The sequence below is a fragment of the Vulcanimicrobium alpinum genome (genome assembly GCF_027923555.1).
Classification (GTDB): Bacteria; Vulcanimicrobiota; Vulcanimicrobiia; order Vulcanimicrobiales; family Vulcanimicrobiaceae; genus Vulcanimicrobium; species Vulcanimicrobium alpinum.
The window spans coordinates 2657667-2675062 of record NZ_AP025523.1; the positions used below are offsets into that span (position 1 = coordinate 2657667).

16 protein-coding genes, 1 tRNA gene and 2 pseudogenes are annotated in these 17396 nt (G+C 69.1%); 8 read left to right on the plus strand and 11 right to left on the minus strand.

Annotated elements, in window-relative coordinates; genetic code table 11:
• Positions 1–62: 62 nt before the first annotated feature.
• On the plus strand, positions 63–569 hold the full coding sequence (locus WPS_RS13615) for a hypothetical protein (RefSeq protein ID WP_317995022.1): 507 nt from the start codon (positions 63–65) through the stop codon (positions 567–569).
• On the opposite strand, the gene WPS_RS13620 is transcribed toward WPS_RS13615, so the two are convergent.
• From WPS_RS13620 to WPS_RS13640, 5 genes are read right to left on the minus strand one after another with little or no spacing between them, the layout of a single operon-like run.
• Positions 570–1724, minus strand: coding sequence for a CaiB/BaiF CoA transferase family protein (locus WPS_RS13620; protein ID WP_405054961.1), 1155 nt, complete (start codon positions 1722–1724; stop codon positions 570–572).
• Positions 1721–2911, minus strand: a complete 1191-nt coding sequence (locus WPS_RS13625; protein WP_317995023.1) for an acyl-CoA dehydrogenase family protein — start codon at positions 2909–2911, stop codon at positions 1721–1723. Before WPS_RS13625 ends, WPS_RS13620 begins: the two co-directional genes overlap by 4 nt.
• 19 nt (positions 2912–2930) lie before the next feature.
• A complete protein-coding gene (locus WPS_RS13630; protein ID WP_317995024.1) occupies positions 2931–4469 on the minus strand; it encodes an MmgE/PrpD family protein in 1539 nt (512 codons plus the stop codon).
• Complete coding sequence (locus WPS_RS13635; protein WP_317995025.1) at positions 4358–4714, minus strand: hypothetical protein; 357 nt, start codon at positions 4712–4714, stop codon at positions 4358–4360. Before WPS_RS13635 ends, WPS_RS13630 begins: the two co-directional genes overlap by 112 nt.
• Positions 4711–5907 carry a molybdopterin-dependent oxidoreductase gene (locus WPS_RS13640; RefSeq protein WP_317995026.1) on the minus strand — a complete coding sequence of 399 codons (1197 nt, stop codon included), beginning with the start codon at positions 5905–5907 and terminating at the stop codon, positions 4711–4713. The genes WPS_RS13635 and WPS_RS13640 overlap by 4 nt, the downstream gene beginning before the upstream one ends.
• Positions 5908–5916: 9 nt before the next feature.
• On the opposite strand from WPS_RS13640, the gene WPS_RS13645 reads away from it, so the two are divergent.
• From WPS_RS13645 to WPS_RS13670, 5 genes and pseudogenes are all read left to right on the plus strand, one after another.
• On the plus strand, positions 5917–7320 hold the full coding sequence (locus tag WPS_RS13645; RefSeq protein ID WP_317995027.1) for a malonyl-CoA decarboxylase: 1404 nt from the start codon (positions 5917–5919) through the stop codon (positions 7318–7320).
• 17 nt (positions 7321–7337) lie between these two features.
• Positions 7338–7876 (plus strand): annotated as a pseudogene (locus WPS_RS18255) (GNAT family N-acetyltransferase).
• Positions 7877–7954: 78 nt separating this feature from the next.
• Positions 7955–8764, plus strand: coding sequence for a helix-turn-helix domain-containing protein (locus tag WPS_RS13660; RefSeq protein WP_317995030.1), 810 nt, complete (start codon positions 7955–7957; stop codon positions 8762–8764).
• Positions 8765–8815: 51 nt separating this feature from the next.
• Positions 8816–9076, plus strand: coding sequence for a tautomerase family protein (locus WPS_RS13665; protein WP_317995031.1), 261 nt, complete (start codon positions 8816–8818; stop codon positions 9074–9076).
• Entirely contained in the window at positions 8995–9315 is a 321-nt protein-coding gene (locus tag WPS_RS13670) for a helix-turn-helix domain-containing protein (protein WP_317995032.1), read from the plus strand. The genes WPS_RS13665 and WPS_RS13670 overlap by 82 nt, the downstream gene beginning before the upstream one ends.
• A gap of 336 nt (positions 9316–9651) precedes the next feature.
• On the opposite strand, the gene WPS_RS13675 is transcribed toward WPS_RS13670, so the two are convergent.
• A complete protein-coding gene (locus WPS_RS13675; protein WP_317995033.1) occupies positions 9652–10512 on the minus strand; it encodes a right-handed parallel beta-helix repeat-containing protein in 861 nt (286 codons plus the stop codon).
• Here WPS_RS13675 and WPS_RS13680 point away from each other — a divergent pair.
• On the plus strand, positions 10493–10702 hold the full coding sequence (locus WPS_RS13680; RefSeq protein ID WP_317995034.1) for a hypothetical protein: 210 nt from the start codon (positions 10493–10495) through the stop codon (positions 10700–10702). The genes WPS_RS13675 and WPS_RS13680 overlap by 20 nt on opposite strands.
• A gap of 343 nt (positions 10703–11045) precedes the next feature.
• Positions 11046–12126: pseudogene (locus tag WPS_RS13685) on the plus strand (IS5 family transposase).
• A gap of 482 nt (positions 12127–12608) precedes the next feature.
• On the opposite strand, the gene WPS_RS13690 reads toward WPS_RS13685, so the two are convergent.
• The 5 genes from WPS_RS13690 to WPS_RS13710 form a co-directional block, all read right to left on the minus strand.
• Positions 12609–12684 (minus strand) — tRNA-Thr (locus WPS_RS13690).
• 150 nt (positions 12685–12834) lie between these two features.
• Positions 12835–13080 carry a hypothetical protein gene (locus tag WPS_RS13695; protein WP_317995035.1) on the minus strand — a complete coding sequence of 82 codons (246 nt, stop codon included), beginning with the start codon at positions 13078–13080 and terminating at the stop codon, positions 12835–12837.
• Entirely contained in the window at positions 13077–13409 is a 333-nt protein-coding gene (locus WPS_RS13700; protein WP_317995036.1) for a P-II family nitrogen regulator, read from the minus strand. The genes WPS_RS13695 and WPS_RS13700 overlap by 4 nt, the downstream gene beginning before the upstream one ends.
• The gene (locus tag WPS_RS13705) at positions 13391–15949 is read right to left on the minus strand and encodes a DUF2309 domain-containing protein (protein ID WP_317995037.1); all 2559 of its coding nucleotides are present in this window, start codon (positions 15947–15949) and stop codon (positions 13391–13393) included. The genes WPS_RS13700 and WPS_RS13705 overlap by 19 nt, the downstream gene beginning before the upstream one ends.
• Positions 15946–17391 carry a proton-conducting transporter transmembrane domain-containing protein gene (locus WPS_RS13710; RefSeq protein WP_317995038.1) on the minus strand — a complete coding sequence of 482 codons (1446 nt, stop codon included), beginning with the start codon at positions 17389–17391 and terminating at the stop codon, positions 15946–15948. Before WPS_RS13710 ends, WPS_RS13705 begins: the two co-directional genes overlap by 4 nt.
• Positions 17392–17396 lie beyond the last annotated feature (5 nt).

Genomic DNA, 17396 nt, shown 5'->3' on the forward strand with positions numbered 1-17396 from the left:
TTCGCCGCCGCGCGGGCGTTCCTCGCTTCGGGAATCGCGACCTGCGCGGCGTATCCCGCTCCATGACGCAGCGCAGAGTCGGCGGTCTTTTCACGGTGCTCGCGATCGCGGTCGCGCTCTCGCTCGGCGCGGGTGGGCGAACGCCGGCCGCACCGTCCCCGCGCGACCGCGCGCTGCTCGAACGCGGACGGATGCTGGTGGCCTACGGCAGCTGCAATGACTGCCACACGCCGGGCTGGCGCGAGAGCGACGCATTTCCGGCGGCGCGCTGGATGACCGGAACGGCGATCGGGTTCCGCGGCCCGTGGGGGACGATCTATCCCACCAACGTACGCCTGCGTTTTCAGCAGAGCACGGAGTCGGACTGGCTGCACGAGATCGCCACGCGCGCCGGGCACCCGCCGATGAAGTGGACCGATCTGCGCGCGCTGGGCCTCGACGACCGCCGCGCGATCTACCGCTTCATTCGCTCGCTGGGACCGGCCGGTGCGCCTGCACCGCGCGACGTGCCGCCGGGACGCGAGCCCGCGACGCCGTACTACGACGTCAACCCGCAGCCGGCGGGCTGATCAGGCAGGTTCGCGCAAGCCGAACTCCTCGAAGACGCGGGCCGTGTGCTCGCCGAGCGCGGGCACCGGTCCCATCGCGGGCGTGCCGAGCCCGCTGAACGGCGGCAGCAGCGAGGCGGTGCGGCCGGCGGGCGTGTCCACCTCGCTCCATCGTCCGCGCTCGCGCAGCTGCGGGTGCTCGAGAAATTCCGCGACGCTGTTCGCGCGCGACGACGCGATCCCGTTGCGTTCGAGCAGCGCGCCGGCTTCGTCGCGCGTGCGTCCGGCGAACGCGGCTTCGATCAGGGCGTCGATCTCGCTGCGGTGCGCGTTGCGCGCGACGTTCGTCGCGAAGCGCGGATCGCGTGCGAGTTCCGGACGGCCCAGCACGCCGGCGCACAGGGCAGCCCATTCGCGATCGTTCTGCACCGCGAGCATCACGCGGCCGCCGTCGCCGCAGCGAAACGCGCCGTACGGATAGATCGTGTTGTGCGCGAGCCCGGTGCGCGGCGGTTCGCGGCCGGTGCCGAGCGTCGCGTAGGCCGGCGCCGACATCCATTCGGCGAGCGCATCGAAGAGCGAAACGGAAAGCGACGCACCCGCGCCGCCGGACGTGCGCGCGAAGAGCGCCAGCAGAATCGACGAGAACGCGTACATCCCCGCCGCAATGTCGCAGATCGAGATCCCGACCTTCGCCGGCTCCGCGTCGCCGGTGATCGCGGGCAAGCCGGACTCCGCCTGCACGAGCAGATCGTATGCCTTCTTCTGCCCGTAGGGGCCGCCGTCGCCGTAGCCGGTGACGCTGCAGGCGATCAGCGCGGGGTAGCGCGCGCGAAGCTCCGCCGCGCCGAGGCCGAGGCGCTCCGCCGCGCCCGGGGCGAGGTTCTGCACGAAGACGTCGGCCCGCGCGAGCAGCGCGTCGAGGATGCGCGCCGCGCCGGGTGCTTTGAGATCGACGGCGACGCTCTCTTTGCCGCGGTTGAGCCACACGAAGAATGAGGACAGGCCGTTGACGCTCGCGTCGTATCCGCGCGCGAAGTCGCCGCCGTCGGGACGTTCGATCTTGATCACACGCGCGCCCATGTCGGCGAGCTGACGGGTCGCGAACGGTGCCGCCACTGCCTGCTCGATCGCGACCACCGTGATCCCGGCGAGCGGGAGCCCTCCGTCGCTCAGAACGACCTCGGCATTCCGAGCACGTGCTGGCCGATGTACGAGAGGATGAGGTTGTTCGCGATCGGCGCGGTGATGTAGAGGCGCGTCTCGCGGAACTTGCGCTCGATGTCGTATTCTTCGGCGAATCCGTACCCGCCGTGCGCGTCGATCGCGGCGTTGGCCGCCTGCCACGACGCTTCCGAGGCGAGCAGTTTCGCCGTGTTCGCTTCGGCGCCGCACGGCCGCCCGGCATCGAAGAGCGCGGCCGCCTGACGCCGCACGAGGTCGGCCGCCATCACCGCCGCGTGTGCGCGCGCGATCGGGAACTGCACGCCTTGGTTCTGCCCGATGGGTCTTCCGAACACGACGCGCTCGCTCGAATACCGGACCGCGCGGTCGATGAAATAGCCGCCGTCGCCGACGCACTCTGCGGCGATCAGGATGCGCTCGGCGTTCATCCCGTCGAGGATGTAGCGGAAGCCGCGGCCTTCTTCGCCGATGAGGTTCTCCGCCGGTACCTCGAGATCGCGGAAGAACACCTCGTTCGTCTCGTGGTTCATCATCGTGCGGATCGGGCGGACGTCGATCGTCCCCGGGGGCGCCGCGCGCAGATCGACCAGCAAAGTCGAGAGCCCGAGCGTCTTCTGCTTCGGATCGTCCGACGGGGGCGCCGTGCGCGCGAGCAACAGCATGAGATCGCTGTGCTGGACGCGCGAGGTCCACACTTTCTGGCCGTTGACGACGTAGCGGTCGCCGCGGCGCTCGGCCGTCGTGGTGATCTTCGTCGTGTCGCTGCCCGCCGTGGGTTCGGTGACGCCGAACGCCTGCAGTCGCAGTTCGCCGCGTGCGATCGCCGGGAGATATCTGCGCTTCTGCTCCTCGCTGCCGTGCCGCAGCAACGTTCCCATGATGTACATCTGCGCGTGACACGCAGCGGCGTTGCCGCCGGTGCGGTTCACCTCTTCGAGGATGATGCAGGCCTCGGCCATCCCCAGCCCCGCGCCTTCGTACTCTTCCGGGATGAGCGCCGCAAGGTAGCCGTTTTCGGTGAGCGCCGCGATGAACGCGTCGGGATAGCCGCGCTGCGCGTCGATCCCGCGCCAATAGGGATCGCCGAACGACGCGCACAGCGCGTGCACCGCGTCGCGCAGCGCGCGCTGGTCAGGGGTGGGATCCAAGCCGACGGTGCGGTCGTCGTGTGCGATCACGAGATCTCCTGGCAGGGCTCTACGGGCCGAGTTCAGCGGTGAGGATGCGGATGTCGTCGAGTGCGTCGAGACGCCGGACGAACTCGACGATGCGGCGGCGGCGCGACGGTTCGTACGCGATCGCCGAGAGCGCGTCGAACTTCTCGATCAGTTCCGGCCATTCCAGCGGGGTGTCGGGTTCGCCGCGCGGCGCACGCGCCAGGCGCCGTTCGTGGACGCCGCCGGCATCGACCTCGACCAGCGCGGCCATCGCGGGCACCAGCGCTTCGACGGCCGGATCTTCCTCGACGGTCACGCGCTCGATCAGCACCGCGAGCCGCGGATCGGCGCGGCGAGCGAAATCATCCCAGCGCACGCTCCCCCACGCGAGCGCCGCCGCCGCCGTGTAGTACATGCTGAACTGCGCGTCGACGATCGACCGCGGCGCGCGTTTTTGCTCTTCCGGATACGCGCACAGCCGCAATCCGGCGGCCGGCAGCGCGACGCGAATGCGCTCGACGCGCGCCGGATCGAGTCGATGTTCGCGCACGATCGCGGCCAGCGCGTCGATCGCCGCGTGCATGTAGCGGCAGCACGGATAGGGCTTGAACGCCGTGCGCCCGATCTCGTGGACGCCGTCCCAACGATCGAGCAGCTCGGCTGCATCCGCGTCGTCGGTGTACGCGTGCAGCAGGCCGCTGCGGCCTTCGAGCGCGGCCGCCGGACCGCGAATCCCGCTCGCGGCGAATTCGCGTGCGAGCACCGCGTCGTGGGCCGCGAAACCGACCTGCACCGGCTTCGTCGCCGCGCCGTCCACGGCGAACTGCAGCGACCCCGCCGCCTGACTCAGGTTGATGCCGAACGCGCTCGCGAGCGTCTCGGCGTCATCTCCGTGCAGGAGCGCCGCCGCCGCGGTCGCGCCGAACACGCCCGCCGTCGCCGTGGGATGAAAGCCGCGCGCGTAGTGCGCCATCGGGTTCAGCGCGAGGCCGATGCGCACCGCGACGTCGTAACCGGCGACAATCGCGGCGATCAGCGGCATGCCGCCCGAATGCAGGCGTTCCGCTTCGGCCAGGGCAGCGGCCGCGACCGGCGCGCCCGGATGCAGCGACGCACGCTCGTGCGTATCGTCGAAATCCAGCACGTGGAAGTTGCACCCGTTGACGAGCGCCGCATACTGCGGCGCGAACATCGGCCCGTACCCGATCCCGGTGCAGATCCCGCCGGCACCGAGCGCGCCGAGCGCGCGCTCGACGGCCGCGCTGGTCGCGCTTTCGAACCGCGCGCGCACGGCGCACCCGATCAGGTCGAGCAGCGCCTGTTTCGCGTGCTCGACGATCGCCGCATCGAAGGGCTCATCGCGGCACGCCAGGGCGCGCACTGCGAGCGCGGCGGTGACTCCCGGCGGAGCGGCGACCGCACCGGTCTGCGGCATCATTCGCCGCTCAATCTCACGATCGCGCCGGGTTAAGGCGAGGGCCCGTACGACGCGGTGAGATAGTCGACGATCTGCGCCGCCGCCACGTCGGGGATCGCCGCTCCGTACGCCTTGCGCATCTTCGTGACTTCCGCGTCCCAATGCGCGCGGTCGAGCGGCGGCTGGGTCGAGACGTACGCCGACGAATGACAGGTCAGGCAGTACGTCGACGCGGCGACGGAACCCGGACCCGGCTTGTATTGAAACGACAGATCGCCCGGCAGGGTGATGCTCGCGGTGGAGACGCCGGCGGCGGCAGGTGCGACGGCCGCGCGCGACACCGTCACGGCGGCGAGCGCGACGATCGCGCACGCTCCGGCAGCGGCAGCAAACGAGAGCGGCCTCATGCGACGGTGACCTTGTACTGCTCGATGACGTTGCGCATGTAGCCTCCGGGATTCCAGATCGGCGCCGTCGTCTGCGTTGCGCCGTCGTTGGCGACCGCGCGGCATGCGAGCGTCGCGGCGCCCGGGCGCAGCGTCGCATCGGCCGTCCAGCGGCGGAACGAGTACCTTCCGTAGTCGCGCTCGAGCCTCGCCGGCGTCCACGTCGTGCCGCCGTCCGGCGAGAACTCCACCGACTTGATCCCGCTGCCGCCGTCGAACGCGATCCCGCGGACCGTGACGCTTCCCGCTTTGATCGTTTGTCCGCTCGCGATGTTGGTGACGAACGAACGCACGGCCATCCGATTGATCGGGATCGTCGGATAGTCTTTGTCGGACGGCGCGACGCTGTGCCGCGGCGTATCGGGGATTCGATACGCGGTCTTCATCCAAAACTGATCGTCGACGTGGTCGATCGCCGTGATCTCGCTGAGCATCTTCACCCAATACGTCGAGTACCAGCCGGGCACGACCAGACGGACCGGGAAGCCGTTGAGCACCGGCAGCGGCGCGCCGTTCATCTCGTAGGCGACGATGACGTCGTCGCCGCGCGCGACGTCGACATCGAGCGATTTCTTGAAGTCGCGCGTCGCGGCGATCGTGGGTTCGTCGAGCCCGTTGAATTGGACTTGCTTTGCGCCGGGCTTCAGCCCGGCGCGGTCGAGGATCTCGCGCAGCCGCACGCCGGTCCACAGCGCGTTGCCCATCGCGCCGTTCTGCCACTGACCGCCGGCCGGACGCGGATCGAAGAACCCGCGGCTGTTCCCGGAGCACTGGTTCACTGCCGCGATCTGCACGGCCGGCATGCGCCGCAGGTCGGCGACCGAGAGCGAGAGCGTCTTGGCGACCGCGCCGCCGACCGCGATGCGGTGCGCGGCGCCGTCGATCGACGTGGGGATGTTCGCGAGATGCCAGCGTACGAAGAACGCGTCGTTGGGCGTGAAGACGCCGTCGTCGAACACCGCGAACGGCGTCTCCAACTGCGGCGGCCGCGGCGTCAGCACCATCAGCGGCCGCTTCTGCGGAAACGCGACTAGCGGCCGGTCGCCGTTGGCGAACACGCCCGGAACGACCGTCTGCGCCGATGCCGGCGCGGCGAACGCGCTCAGCACCGCCGCCGACGCCGAAGCGAGAAAGGCGCGACGAGATTCGCACATGCAGGAGAAATGCGGGGAATCGCTCGTCCCGACCTTGTAGAGGCCGTGATGACCGACGAGAGCGCCGCCGTCGCGGATGCGGTGGAGTCGACGGCGCTGGTCCGCACGATCGCGTCGATCCGCGAGCGTTGGCGGGCGATCGCCGAATCCGCGCACGGCGCGTTCGTGCGCGGCCAGAGCACCGAACTCTCCCGCCGCGAGGCCGACCGGGTGCGTGACGAGTTCGCGGCCTGCATCGCCGGCCGCGGCGGCGACGTCTCCTCGCGCGGGCGCGCGGCGGCCTTGGGCCAACTCTACCTCGGGCTCGGCGATCCGGGCCGCACGGCGTTCCTGCGCATCCTCGCCGAGTATCAGCCCGACGGCCGCGCCGTCGCCGAGCTGGCGAAGATGCCGTCCGAGGAACGGGCCGGCGCGCGCGAGCACCGCCTGCGCGACCTTCGGGCGGCGCTCGAACCTCCCGCGCAGCGCGTCTTCCGCCAGTTCAACAGCCTGCCGGCCGGGATCAAGTTCCTCGTCGACCTGCGCGCCGATCTGCTGCGCTTCCGCGAAACCGACCACGCGCTCGCGCGGCTCGAACGCGATCTGCACGAACTGCTGGCATCGTGGTTCGACATCGGGTTTTTGACGCTGCAGCGGATCACGTGGGATGCGCCCGCGTCGCTGCTGGAGCGGCTGGCGGGATACGAAGCGGTGCACGAAGTCCGCAACTGGCGCGATTTGAAGAATCGGCTCGACACCGATCGCCGCTGCTATGCGTTCTTCCACCCGCTGATGCCCGACGAACCGCTGATCTTCATCGAGATCGCGCTCGTTTCGAACGTCTCCGAATCGATCGCGCCGCTGCTCGACACGGCGGCGCCGCTGGAGAATCCGCGCGAAGCGACGACCGCGATCTTCTACTCGATCTCGAACTGTCAGCGCGGTCTTGCCGGGATCAGCTTCGGCAACGCGCTGATCAAGCGCGTCGTGCGCGATCTCGCGCGCGAGTTTCCGCAGCTGCGCACGTTTTCGACGCTCTCGCCGATCCCGGGCTTTCTGCCGTGGCTCTCCGCGCGCGAACGACCCGATGCGCCGCTCGCCGTTGCGCTCGCGCGGCGCGGCTGGTACCGTGACGCGAGCATCGTTGCGGCGGTGCGCGAACCGCTGCTGCGCTTGTGCGCGCACTACCTCGTCGAGGAACGGCGGCAGGACGGGACGGTGCGCGATCCCGTCGCGCACTTCCATCTGAGCAACGGCGCGCGGATCGAGCGCATCAACTGGCTCGGCGACTGCTCCGCCAAGGGTTTGCGCGACTCGGCCGGGATGATGGTCAATTACCTCTACCGTCCCGAGCAGATCGACGACAATCACGAAGCGTACACGACCAGCGGCAAGATCGCGCACTCGCCGGCCGTGGCGACGCTGCTGCGCTAGCTGTCGAGACTACGCAGATGGGCGACAGCTTCAACGCCTATCCGGTCGCCGCGCTGCGCGGCTCGCCCGAAACGTGCGAAGCGCTGAGTGCGCTCCTGATCGAGACGGTGGCGAACGACGGATCGGTCGGCTTCATGCACCCGCTCGACGCGCAGGCGGCGCGCGCGTTCTGGTCCGCGTCGCTCGCCGCCGCCGAACGCGACGAGCGGATCGTCTTCGGCGCCCGGGACGGCGACGCACTGGTCGGGACGGTCACGCTGCAGTTGACGCTCCCCCGAATCAGCCGCACCGCGCGGAGATCGCGAAGCTCATGACGCGTCCGAGCCATCGCGGCCGCGGCATCGGTGCGGCGCTCGTGCGAGCCGCCGAGGCGCAGGCCGCCGAGCGCGGCCGCACGCTGCTCGTGCTCGACACCGCGAGCGACGGCCGGGCGGCCGGGCTGTACGAGCAGCTCGGCTACACGTTCGCCGGCGAGATCCCCGGCTACGCGCTCACGCCGTACGGCGCGCTCTCCGGGACGCGCATCTACTGGAAACGGCTCCCTCCCTCGCCGTGACGGCACGAGGCAAAGCGGCCGGAGCGGGCGAACAGGCGCGCTCCGGCGCTTGGCGGCCGGACCGAAGGGAACGATCTCGTGGCTGAACGCAAGGACCACGCGCTGCGCGCGTTCATCCGCGATGCGCGGGCGCGGCTCACCCCCGCGGACGTGGGGCTCCACGGCGGCGGCAGGCGCCGCGTCAAAGGGCTGCGTCGCGGGGAAGTCGCCGAACTCGCCGGGATCAGCGAAGCCTGGTACACGCGCTTCGAAACCGGCCACGCGATCCTCTCGGTCTCGGCGCTCCATCGCGTCGCCGACGTCCTCCGAATGACGCGTTCCGAGCGGCTGGAACTGCTCGATCTGGCGCGCCCCGACATCGCCGCCGCGACGGCGGGCGGTGTCGCCCGCGCGTACATCGGGCTCGGCACAACCGTCGACGGCCTGCGCGAACTCGCGCGATCCTGCGCGTCCGCATCGTCGATCGCGGAGCTCGCCGCCGCGTCGACGCGGGCGGTTGCGGCGCTGTGCCCGGACGTAGGCCTGGGCTACATGCGCGCGTACGACAAGGACCGCCAGCAGCTCGAGCTCGTCGGCGCGACCGGCGCCGGAGCGGACGCGCTCATGGGCCATCAGCAGCCCTGCGCGAGCGTCTCGTACGCGATGCAGCACGTTCACGACGGCCGCGGGTACGGTGAACCGGACCTGCGCACGTCGCCGTGTCCCGACCTGCGAACACGCATCGAGCGCGTCGGGGTCTACGCCTACCACACGCAGCCGATCATGGGCCGCAACGGCCTCGACGTCATGCTCGGGGTCGCGATGCGCGAACCGCGCCCGCCCGAACCCTTCGAACTGAGCATCGTCGAGGCCGCGGCCGCGATCGTCGAACTGACGCTGCGCCGGTAACGCCGGCACGGCTCGCTACGGATTTGTGACAGCTTGCAGCGAAATTATACAGTGCTGTATATCTCGTACATGCCGTTCGCACATGTGGTAGTCCCCGCCGGCGCCTTGAGCGTCGAGAAGAAACAGAAGATCGTCGAGCTCGTGACCGACGCGATCGTCGCCGCCGAAGAAGCGCCGCCGGCACTGCGTCCGTACGTCACCGTCCTCGTCTCCGAAGCCGCCGAAGGCGGGTGGGGGATCGGCGGACGCGGTTACACCGGTCCCGAACTGCGCGGTCTCGTGCGGGAGGCGGCCGCGAGGGGAACATCGTAGCGGCGCGGCGGGCAATTCTGAGCGCCGCCGACGCGCTCTTCTACGAAGACGGCGTCGCGGCGACGGGTCTGCAGGCCGTCGCCGCTGCGGCCGACGTCACGCGCCGAACGCTCTACTATCACTTCGCCACGAAAGAAGCGCTGGTCGCCGAGTACCTTCGCCGGCGCGACGTCTCCGGCCGCGCGCTCGTCGAAAACGCCGCCGGCATCGAGGCGGTGTTCGACGCGCTGGGCACGTAGTTCCGCACCAAACGCTTTCGCGGGTGCGCGCTGACCAATGCCGTCGGCGAGAATGGTGCGACGATCGTTTTCGCCGGACCGATCACCGCACGGCACAAGCGTGCGTTGCGGGACTGGTTCGTGCGCGCCGCGCACGCCGCAGGGGCACGCGATCCGGACGCGCTCGGCGAGGAACTGATGCTGCTCTTCGACGGTGCGCTGACCTCGGCACGTACCCGCAACGACCCGACCGTCGCAGCGCATGCGCGGCACGCCGCTGCGCTGCTCGTCGCAGCGCATTGCCGCGAGACACTCCCGACGTCTCGCGTGCGCCGTCGAAGGCAGTCGCCCTGGCCCTCAGCTGCCCTCGCTCTCGTCCTGCGCGTTGCACGGATGGTCGAGATCAGTGCTGCGCAGCCACGGAGAGAAGGTCACATTCGCCGTCACCTTGTCGCCGGAACCCGGACCGATCGGCCCCGGGCCGTCCTTCGCTCCCCACCAATTGCAAGTCGCGTCAACTTGAATGGAGCTGAGGTTGTTCACGCCGGCGGTACTGTTGCCGGTGAGGATGTTGCGGTTCGCCACGACCACGCTCGACCCGGTTACCGCAGTCTGGCCGACCTTTACACCGTTCACGTTGCCCTTCAGCGTGTTCCTGGTGATGCGGACGTTCAGGTTTGCTCCATCCCCGAAAGCATTGGCCACGTTCACCGCCGAGCCGGCACCGCTCACGACGTTGCCGCTCACGGTGACGTTCGTGTCGGCTCCGCCGACATAGATCGCGGATGAACTCGGATCGCCGACGACCGTGTTGCCCGAAACAAGCGCTCCGTCCGTCTTGAAGAGTGCGACCAGCGTGCCGTCGCGGGTGCTCGAGTTGCCGGTGACGACGATGTTCTTATTTCCCTCGATGATCGTGATGTCGGCGTTGTAGGCGGCCGCCGTAGCGCCGCCGAACGCATTGTTCGCAAGGGTCACGTCGTGAACGGGACTTGTGTTTGCCTGGAAGCCGTCGCCGCTCGTCGTGCCGTTGACGACGCGATTCTGACGGAAGATCGTCGCGCTCGTATTGAATGACGCGGCCCGGCCGGGGTTGTTAACGATCGTGTTTTGAATCGTCTCGCCGGAGTTGGCGCCCATCATCACGATCGCCGCCGATCCCTGACTGACCGGACCGCCGAGCGTGAACCCGTCGACGGTGACGTTGTCGGCGTTCACCGTGATCGCGGCGCCGGCACCGCCGTTGATCGTCGACTCGGCGCCGCGCGTGCTGCGCGCATCGACCCCGGCCTGCGCGCCCTTCAGCACGAGCGCGTGCGCGATGATCACGTTTTCCGCGTACGTTCCTGCCGCGACGTTGACGGTCGTGCAGGCGGCGACGTTCACCGCGGCCTGGATGGTCGGATAATCGGCAGGAACGTTACAATTCGGTCCTCCGATTGACGACGGGGCACGGTTCGTCGACTGCGTCGGGGGCGAATTTGTCGCCGGCACCGATGAGTCGCCGGTTCTTCCGCCGCACGCCGACAGCCCAAGAACAACGGCAAGCGGAACCACGCGGTACGCTATGCGCATAGCAAAGTCTCCTCGTTCTCATACACTCGCAGAGAGCGAGGAGTCAGTACACCGCACCCGCCCCCGTGCGCGCTTTAACAGGCCGATGAAAAATCGGCCGAGTTGATGTTGGCGTGACGGCGTTTTTCGCGTATTATAAGAGCAAGTCTCCTCATACCTTGGTGAGGTTGCGGCCGATGCGGACTCATGATGAGCAGCGTGCATCCGTTTGGACGACGTTGCAGCCGGAAGACACCGTGCCCGGCGATCATCCGTTGCGCCCGATGCGCGTGATGGTCAACGAAATTCTGCGCGAACTCTCGCCGGAGTTTTCCAAGCTCTACTCCCGACGGGGCCGGCCATCGATCGCGCCGGAGAAGCTGCTGCGAGCCTTGCTGTTGCAAATGTTCTACTCGATCCGCAGCGAGCCGATGCTGCTGGAGCAGTTGCGTTACAATTTGCTCTTTCGTTGGTTCGTGGGCTTGAGCATGGACGACAAGATCTGGGACCCCTCGACGCAGCAAGAACCGCGATCGGTTCTTGAATGGCGAAATCTCCGAGCGGTTCTTCGCCGCTGTGGTCGAGCGGGCGCGTGCCGACGAACTGCTCTCGAACGAGCATTTCACCGTCGATGGGACGCTAATCGAGGCGTGGGCCAGCCACAAGAGCTTTCGGCCCAAGTCGGACGACGAACCGCCGACCTCGAGCGGCGGTCGCAACGAGGGCGTGAACTTTCGTGGCCGGCCGCGCAGCAACGAGACGCACGTCTCGAGTACCGATCCGGACGCGCGGTTGTACCGCAAGAGCAGCGGCGCGCCGGCGATTCTCGGCTATCTCGGACATGCTCTGATGGAGAATCGCAACGGCTTGATCGTCGGCGTGAAGACCACTCGCGCGACCGGGATCGCCGAACGCGAAGCAGCGCTGGAATTGATTCGCGGGGTCAGCGGAAGCAACCGAATCACGCTCGGCGCCGACAAGGCGTACGATACCAAAGACTTTGTCGAGGCGTTGCGAGCGCTCAACGTGACGCCGCACGTTGCTCAAAATACGACCCGTCGCCGCAGCGCGATCGACCGCCGAACCGTCCGCCATCCGGGCTACACGGTGAGTCAACGCAGGCGCAAGTTGATCGAGGAGAGCTTCGGGTGGGGCAAGACGATCGGCCGATTGCGCAAGGTGCATTTCCGCGGGCTTGATCTGGTCGGCGACATTGTGCGCTGGACGGCCGCGGCGTACAACTTGATCAGGATACGCAATCTGAGGGCCGCGACATGATGCGAAGTGATGCTGACCCGAGGGGCGTTTTCGAGATGAACCGCTCGGCAACGGGCTTCGAGAGGTCCGCCGACCTCCCGAAAACCGTGCTGAACGGGCAGTTCGCGAACCACGCGCCGATTTTTTCACGGGGCTGTTAAAGCACGGCGCAGCAAAGACAGCAAGGGACGATGGTCCCGTGCACGCGTGGACGTTTTGCATTCAGAACGCTCTCGCACAGTCACGCATCTCGCACGCCGCGAACGCATGCGTGACGTTGTCGCACAACAACGACTGCGTACACGCTGCGCAGGAATAGTCGCCGTACACCGGCGCGGCGTGCGAATCTTAACTCCAGCGGCGACCTGGATCGCGTGCGCGAAGATCAACCGTCGGTGCGCAATATCTCCGGAGCCGCCCGAACTCAAGCGTGCACTATCAGCGTTTTGCGCCCGTACCAAACGGCGTAAAAAGAGAAAGCCCGTAGTTACGGGCTTACTTGCTGGAGCCGACGGCCGGACTCGAACCGGCGACCTGCTGATTACGAATCAGCTGCTCTACCAACTGAGCTACGTCGGCAAATCCTCGCGCGGAGGACGCGAGCGACGTCCGTTCGCGAGCCCGCCAACGGACCCTCCTACGAACGGCTGCGCCGACATCTCGTGCAGGCGAGTACGAGCGGGCGTGAGGCCGGCGCCCTAGGCTCGCACCGCGCCGACCGTGAAGCCCCTACGGTGGCAGCGCGCGGCCGTCGAAGGCGCCGATGCGTTCGCGCACGAATCCATCGCGCACGACGGAATAGATCGAACGGCCGCGCGCGAGTTCCGCTGCGATGTAGGCCGCGATCTCACCGGACCGTTGCGCGCGTCCGCCGGGCGGGCTCGTCTCGACGCTGACGTCCGGCGGCGGATCGCGCCAGCGGTCCGCCCATGCGTCGTGCAGGTCGTGAAGAGACCGCTCGTCGACGTTCATCATGCCGGCACCGGCGCGAAGTAGGTCGCCCGGCTGACCGCGACATCGCTCACCCACACGACACCGCTCTCGCGTTCGAGCATCGGAACGAGGCCGGCGAGCACGGCTTCGACGCGCTCGGCGTCGATCACCGTCACGATCATCGTGTGACCGGCAAGATCGTTGAACAGCACTTTACCCTCGTGAAAGCCATGGTGACCTCGGCCGGAAACGGGCGCGATCTGCGTGTAACCGCTGGCGCGGCTATCCAGCAGATCGCGAACCGCCGGTACAACGTCGGACGGGACGACGATCTCGACTTTTTTCATCGGAGTCAGGCCGGCAGCGCGCATGCGTCCTCCTTGGCCGGGATGAGTTCCCACCTGCCCGCTCCGGCGTATCGGCGGAAGCGGCCGTCGTCGGGGTCGACGGCGATCAAGCGCACCCAGCGGTTGTCGAAGAGCCGTTGCAGCACACGTTGACGGGCAACGATCGCGTCGATGCGCGCGACGGGCGCGGCGACGACGGCGAGCAGGCGAAGCGGTTCGTGATAGGGGCGGTCGCCGACGGCGACTGCTTGCAGCGGCAGGCCGGAACGCAGATCGCCGCCGTTGCCGAGCACGACGCCGAGTTCGCCGACGGGCTGCTGCAGCATCTTGTCGCCGCTGCCCCAGCGCACCGGATCGACGCTTGCGAAGAAGTACTGCAGGTTGATCCACTGCGCGACGACGAGCGGCGCGGTGAGGATCTGCTCGAGCGCGACGCCGTCGGGATCCGCCAACGGATCGTACGAGTGGAGGAAGCAGCGGCCGTCGAGATCGGCGTCACGCGTCAGTTCGCGTGGTCCGCAGACGAACGCCGCGTTGCGGGCGAGTCCCCATTCCGGCCTGACCTGCGCCCAATCGCCGGCGCGCTCGAGCGGATCGTCGGCGCCGAACGGCGAGCGCGGGAGCGTCGCCCGGCGACGCGTACGCGCGGCGGCTCCGGCGCGCTCGACATCCGCGATCGCCCGCACGAGCGCCGCGTGAAGCGCGGGATGCACATCCTCGACGACGACGTGCAGCCGGTCGCGCGTCGTGTCGTGCTCGGCGCCGATGAAGACCGTTTCGCCTGGAATCGCGATGCCGCGAGCCTGCAGTGCGAGTCGTACCGCCTCGCGATTGAGGATCGCTGCGGCGACGCGCGCGTTGACGAGCCCGCGGTTGCCGCCGCATGCACCGCAATCGAGCGCCGCCGCGAACGCGTTGTTCACCGTTCCGCCGCCATGACCGCACAGGAAGACCAACGGCGCAAAGCTGCGAGTCAATCCCATCATACGCAACGCCGTCTCGGCGTAGAGCACCTGCTCTTCGTGGGGCAGACCGAGTTCGCCGTCCCGGTCGACGGTGAGCGGCGCGGACGTCACCGCGGCACCTGATCGCTCGGGAACGAGCGTGCGCAGCAGAGCGCGCAGCGCGGCGAACGGCCCCAGCATCTCGACGGCCGCAAACGCCGCGAAACCGTCCGCCGCGACGCTGCGGACCGCCGCTCCCATTGCGCGCGAAAGCGCGCGCGTTCGTCGCAGACGTCGCGCTTGGGGAGGCTGCGGACGTTCGATCACCGTGCGAACGGGCTTCACCAGCACGGGGGCCTGCACGGCATCGCAGACGTCTCCGAACGCACGAAAGCGAATCGGCACGCCGTAGAATCCGGCGAAACCGAAGGTTGTGTAGCGTCCCCGGCCCGTCTGCTCGATCGCGCGCCGGAACGGTTCGGAACGCGCGTCGATGCAGAACGCAAACTGCGCGTCGGGAACCGAGGCATCGGCACGACGCGCGGTGGACAGCGATGCGAGCAGCGTTTTTTCGAAGATGCGCTCGCGCGCTTCCAGCCTCACGAGCGCTTGCGCCGTCGCGTCGAAACCGCGCACGATCCTCAGCGCGGCCGCCGCATCGTCCGGATGCAGCGCGTGCAGCTCGGACGCGTCAACGGCAAGCGCCGCGACCAGCCCGGAGAGCAGCTGCTCGTCGTCCGCGCATTCGCCTCCCGTGCCGGTACGCACGAGAACCGCGTCGCGGACGGCGCTGTAGCGCGGTACCACGCCGTGCCGGTCGGCGCAGCGTTCGATCTCGCAGCGTTCATACCACACGCGGATCGCCAGCAATGCGACAAGATCGACGTTCCGCTCGCGACCGTCCGCGACGCGTTTGACCATCCCGGCCCATCCGGGCTGCTGCGCCAGATGACGCGCCAAGTATGCCGCCCACAGCCGCTCGGGCACACCCAGCGCTTGCAGAGAGACGACGAGCAGATCGTCTGCGCGTTCGGGGAGCGCCCTGCGCGCGTGGGCGCCGCGACGCTCGTAGCGCGAGAGCGCTAGCCATGCGGAATAGAACCCGCGTTCGCGATACGGCATTCCCCACGGCGCTGCGCCGTCGGCCAAATATGCGGCGAGCCAGCGCGCGACGCGTTCGCCGACGAACATCGGAACGTCACCCCACCCGAGCGTGCGCGCCCAATCGCCCAGCGTCTCGCTCCACGTGAACGCCGCGACGCGTTCGCGTGCGAGCGCCGGCGGCGTCGCGAGACGACCGTCGAGCAGCGCGCGCCGTATCGCCGTCGCGTCGATCGTCCGCGAGCCGATGCGAATCTGCGCGTCGCCGTGGTCGCGGGCATGCTCCGCGAGCGCCGCATCGAGCGCTTCGTCGTCCGCCGCATCATCCGCCGTAGGGAGCACCGGCGCCCGAAAGAGCACCGCGGCATGCGACAGCGCATCCTCGAAACGCCGGTTTTCGAATCCGGCGAGCGGATTGACCGCGACGAACGACGACAAGGGCCATGCCGGTGCGACGGTGCGCCCCGCGGCCGCCGCCGCCTCGCGCACCGCGATCCGCTCGGCTTCACGCACGTTCATCGCGCGCCGCCCGCGATCGCGCGACCTTCGGTGAGCGCGAACACGTAGAGCCGGTCGCGCAAGGGACGCGCGAGCGCCGTGCGTACGCCGCTCGCACGCAGCAGTCCGCTCGCGACGGCCAGCGCTGCGACCAGCGGCGGCAGCACCGGAACGTCGACGTGCGGCAAGGCCGCGCCGAGCCATCGGTCGAGCGCCGTTGCGGCGAGCAGATACGCGCCGACGCCGCCGGCGACCGCGGCTGCGCCGGCGATTCGCGCGGGCAGGTCGAGCACGGTGTCGGCCATCGCACGCGCCGCGACGACGCCGGTCATCCATGCGAGCGCCGCGACGGCGCTGTGCGCGGGGAGCCGCAGCAGCTCCTCGTGCGCCGCGGCGAACGCAAACCCGACGCCTGCCGACGGCACCGCGAGCGCGAAGAACGCCGTCGCGACGGGAGCGCGACGTGCGCGGCGCAGACCGCGTTCGCGGGCGCGCCGCGATTCGACGACCGTTCCCGCGACGCCGAGGAACCGCGACGCTTTGTATCCGCCGTGCGCTGCGAGGTGCACCAGCGCGGCGGCAAAGGCGCCGCAGCCGCACTGCAGCGTCATCCAACCCATCTGCGCAACGGTCGACCAGCCGAGGCGGCGCTTCGCTTCCGGCCGCACCGCGCTCATCCACGCACCGTAGAGCGCGGTCAGGCCGCCGAGTACGCCGACGGCGACGAGCACGCCGGGGGCGGCAGCGACGAGCGGCGCGCACTTTGCGAACAGCACGCCCGCTCCGTTGACGAGTCCCGCGTGCATGAACGCGGAGACGGGCGTCGGCGCTTCCATCGAATTCGGCAGCCACGCATGCAGCGGCAGAAGCACCGAGCGAGCCGCGCCCGCAGCGACGATCGCGCAGGCGATGACGACCGCGGGCGTGCCCGGCGCGATCGCCGTGCCGATCGCGTGCAGATCGAACGTCCCGTACGTGCGCCCGACGACGACGAGGAGGACGATCCATGCCAGATCCCCGATCGCTTCGACGCGCGCGTGACGAAACGCCCACTGTCGCGCGGCGGCACCGGGCGCCACGGCAAGCAGCGCGCTCGTCGCGATGCCGGTGCCGATCCAGGCGAAGGCCAGCCAACGCAGATCCGACGCGACCGCGACGCCGAGCGCGCCGGCTGCCGCGAACAGCAGGGTCGCGAAAAAACGCCGGTACGGTGTCGTTCCGCCGTGGATCGCGCGGGTCGCGAATGCGGCGACGAGCGCGGCCAGCACGACGGCCGCGCCGCCGGCAAAGACCGCGATCCGGTCGCCGCCGAGCGCTGCCGCGATCGCCAGCGCCGACGCAGATCCGGCGAGGGCCAGCAGCGTCACGCGCGCGACCAAGGCGTCGCGCCGAATCGGCCCCAGCAGCACGAGGGCCGCCAAGGCGGGGGCGGCGGGGACGAGCGCGAAGGCCGCCGTTATCACGGAAC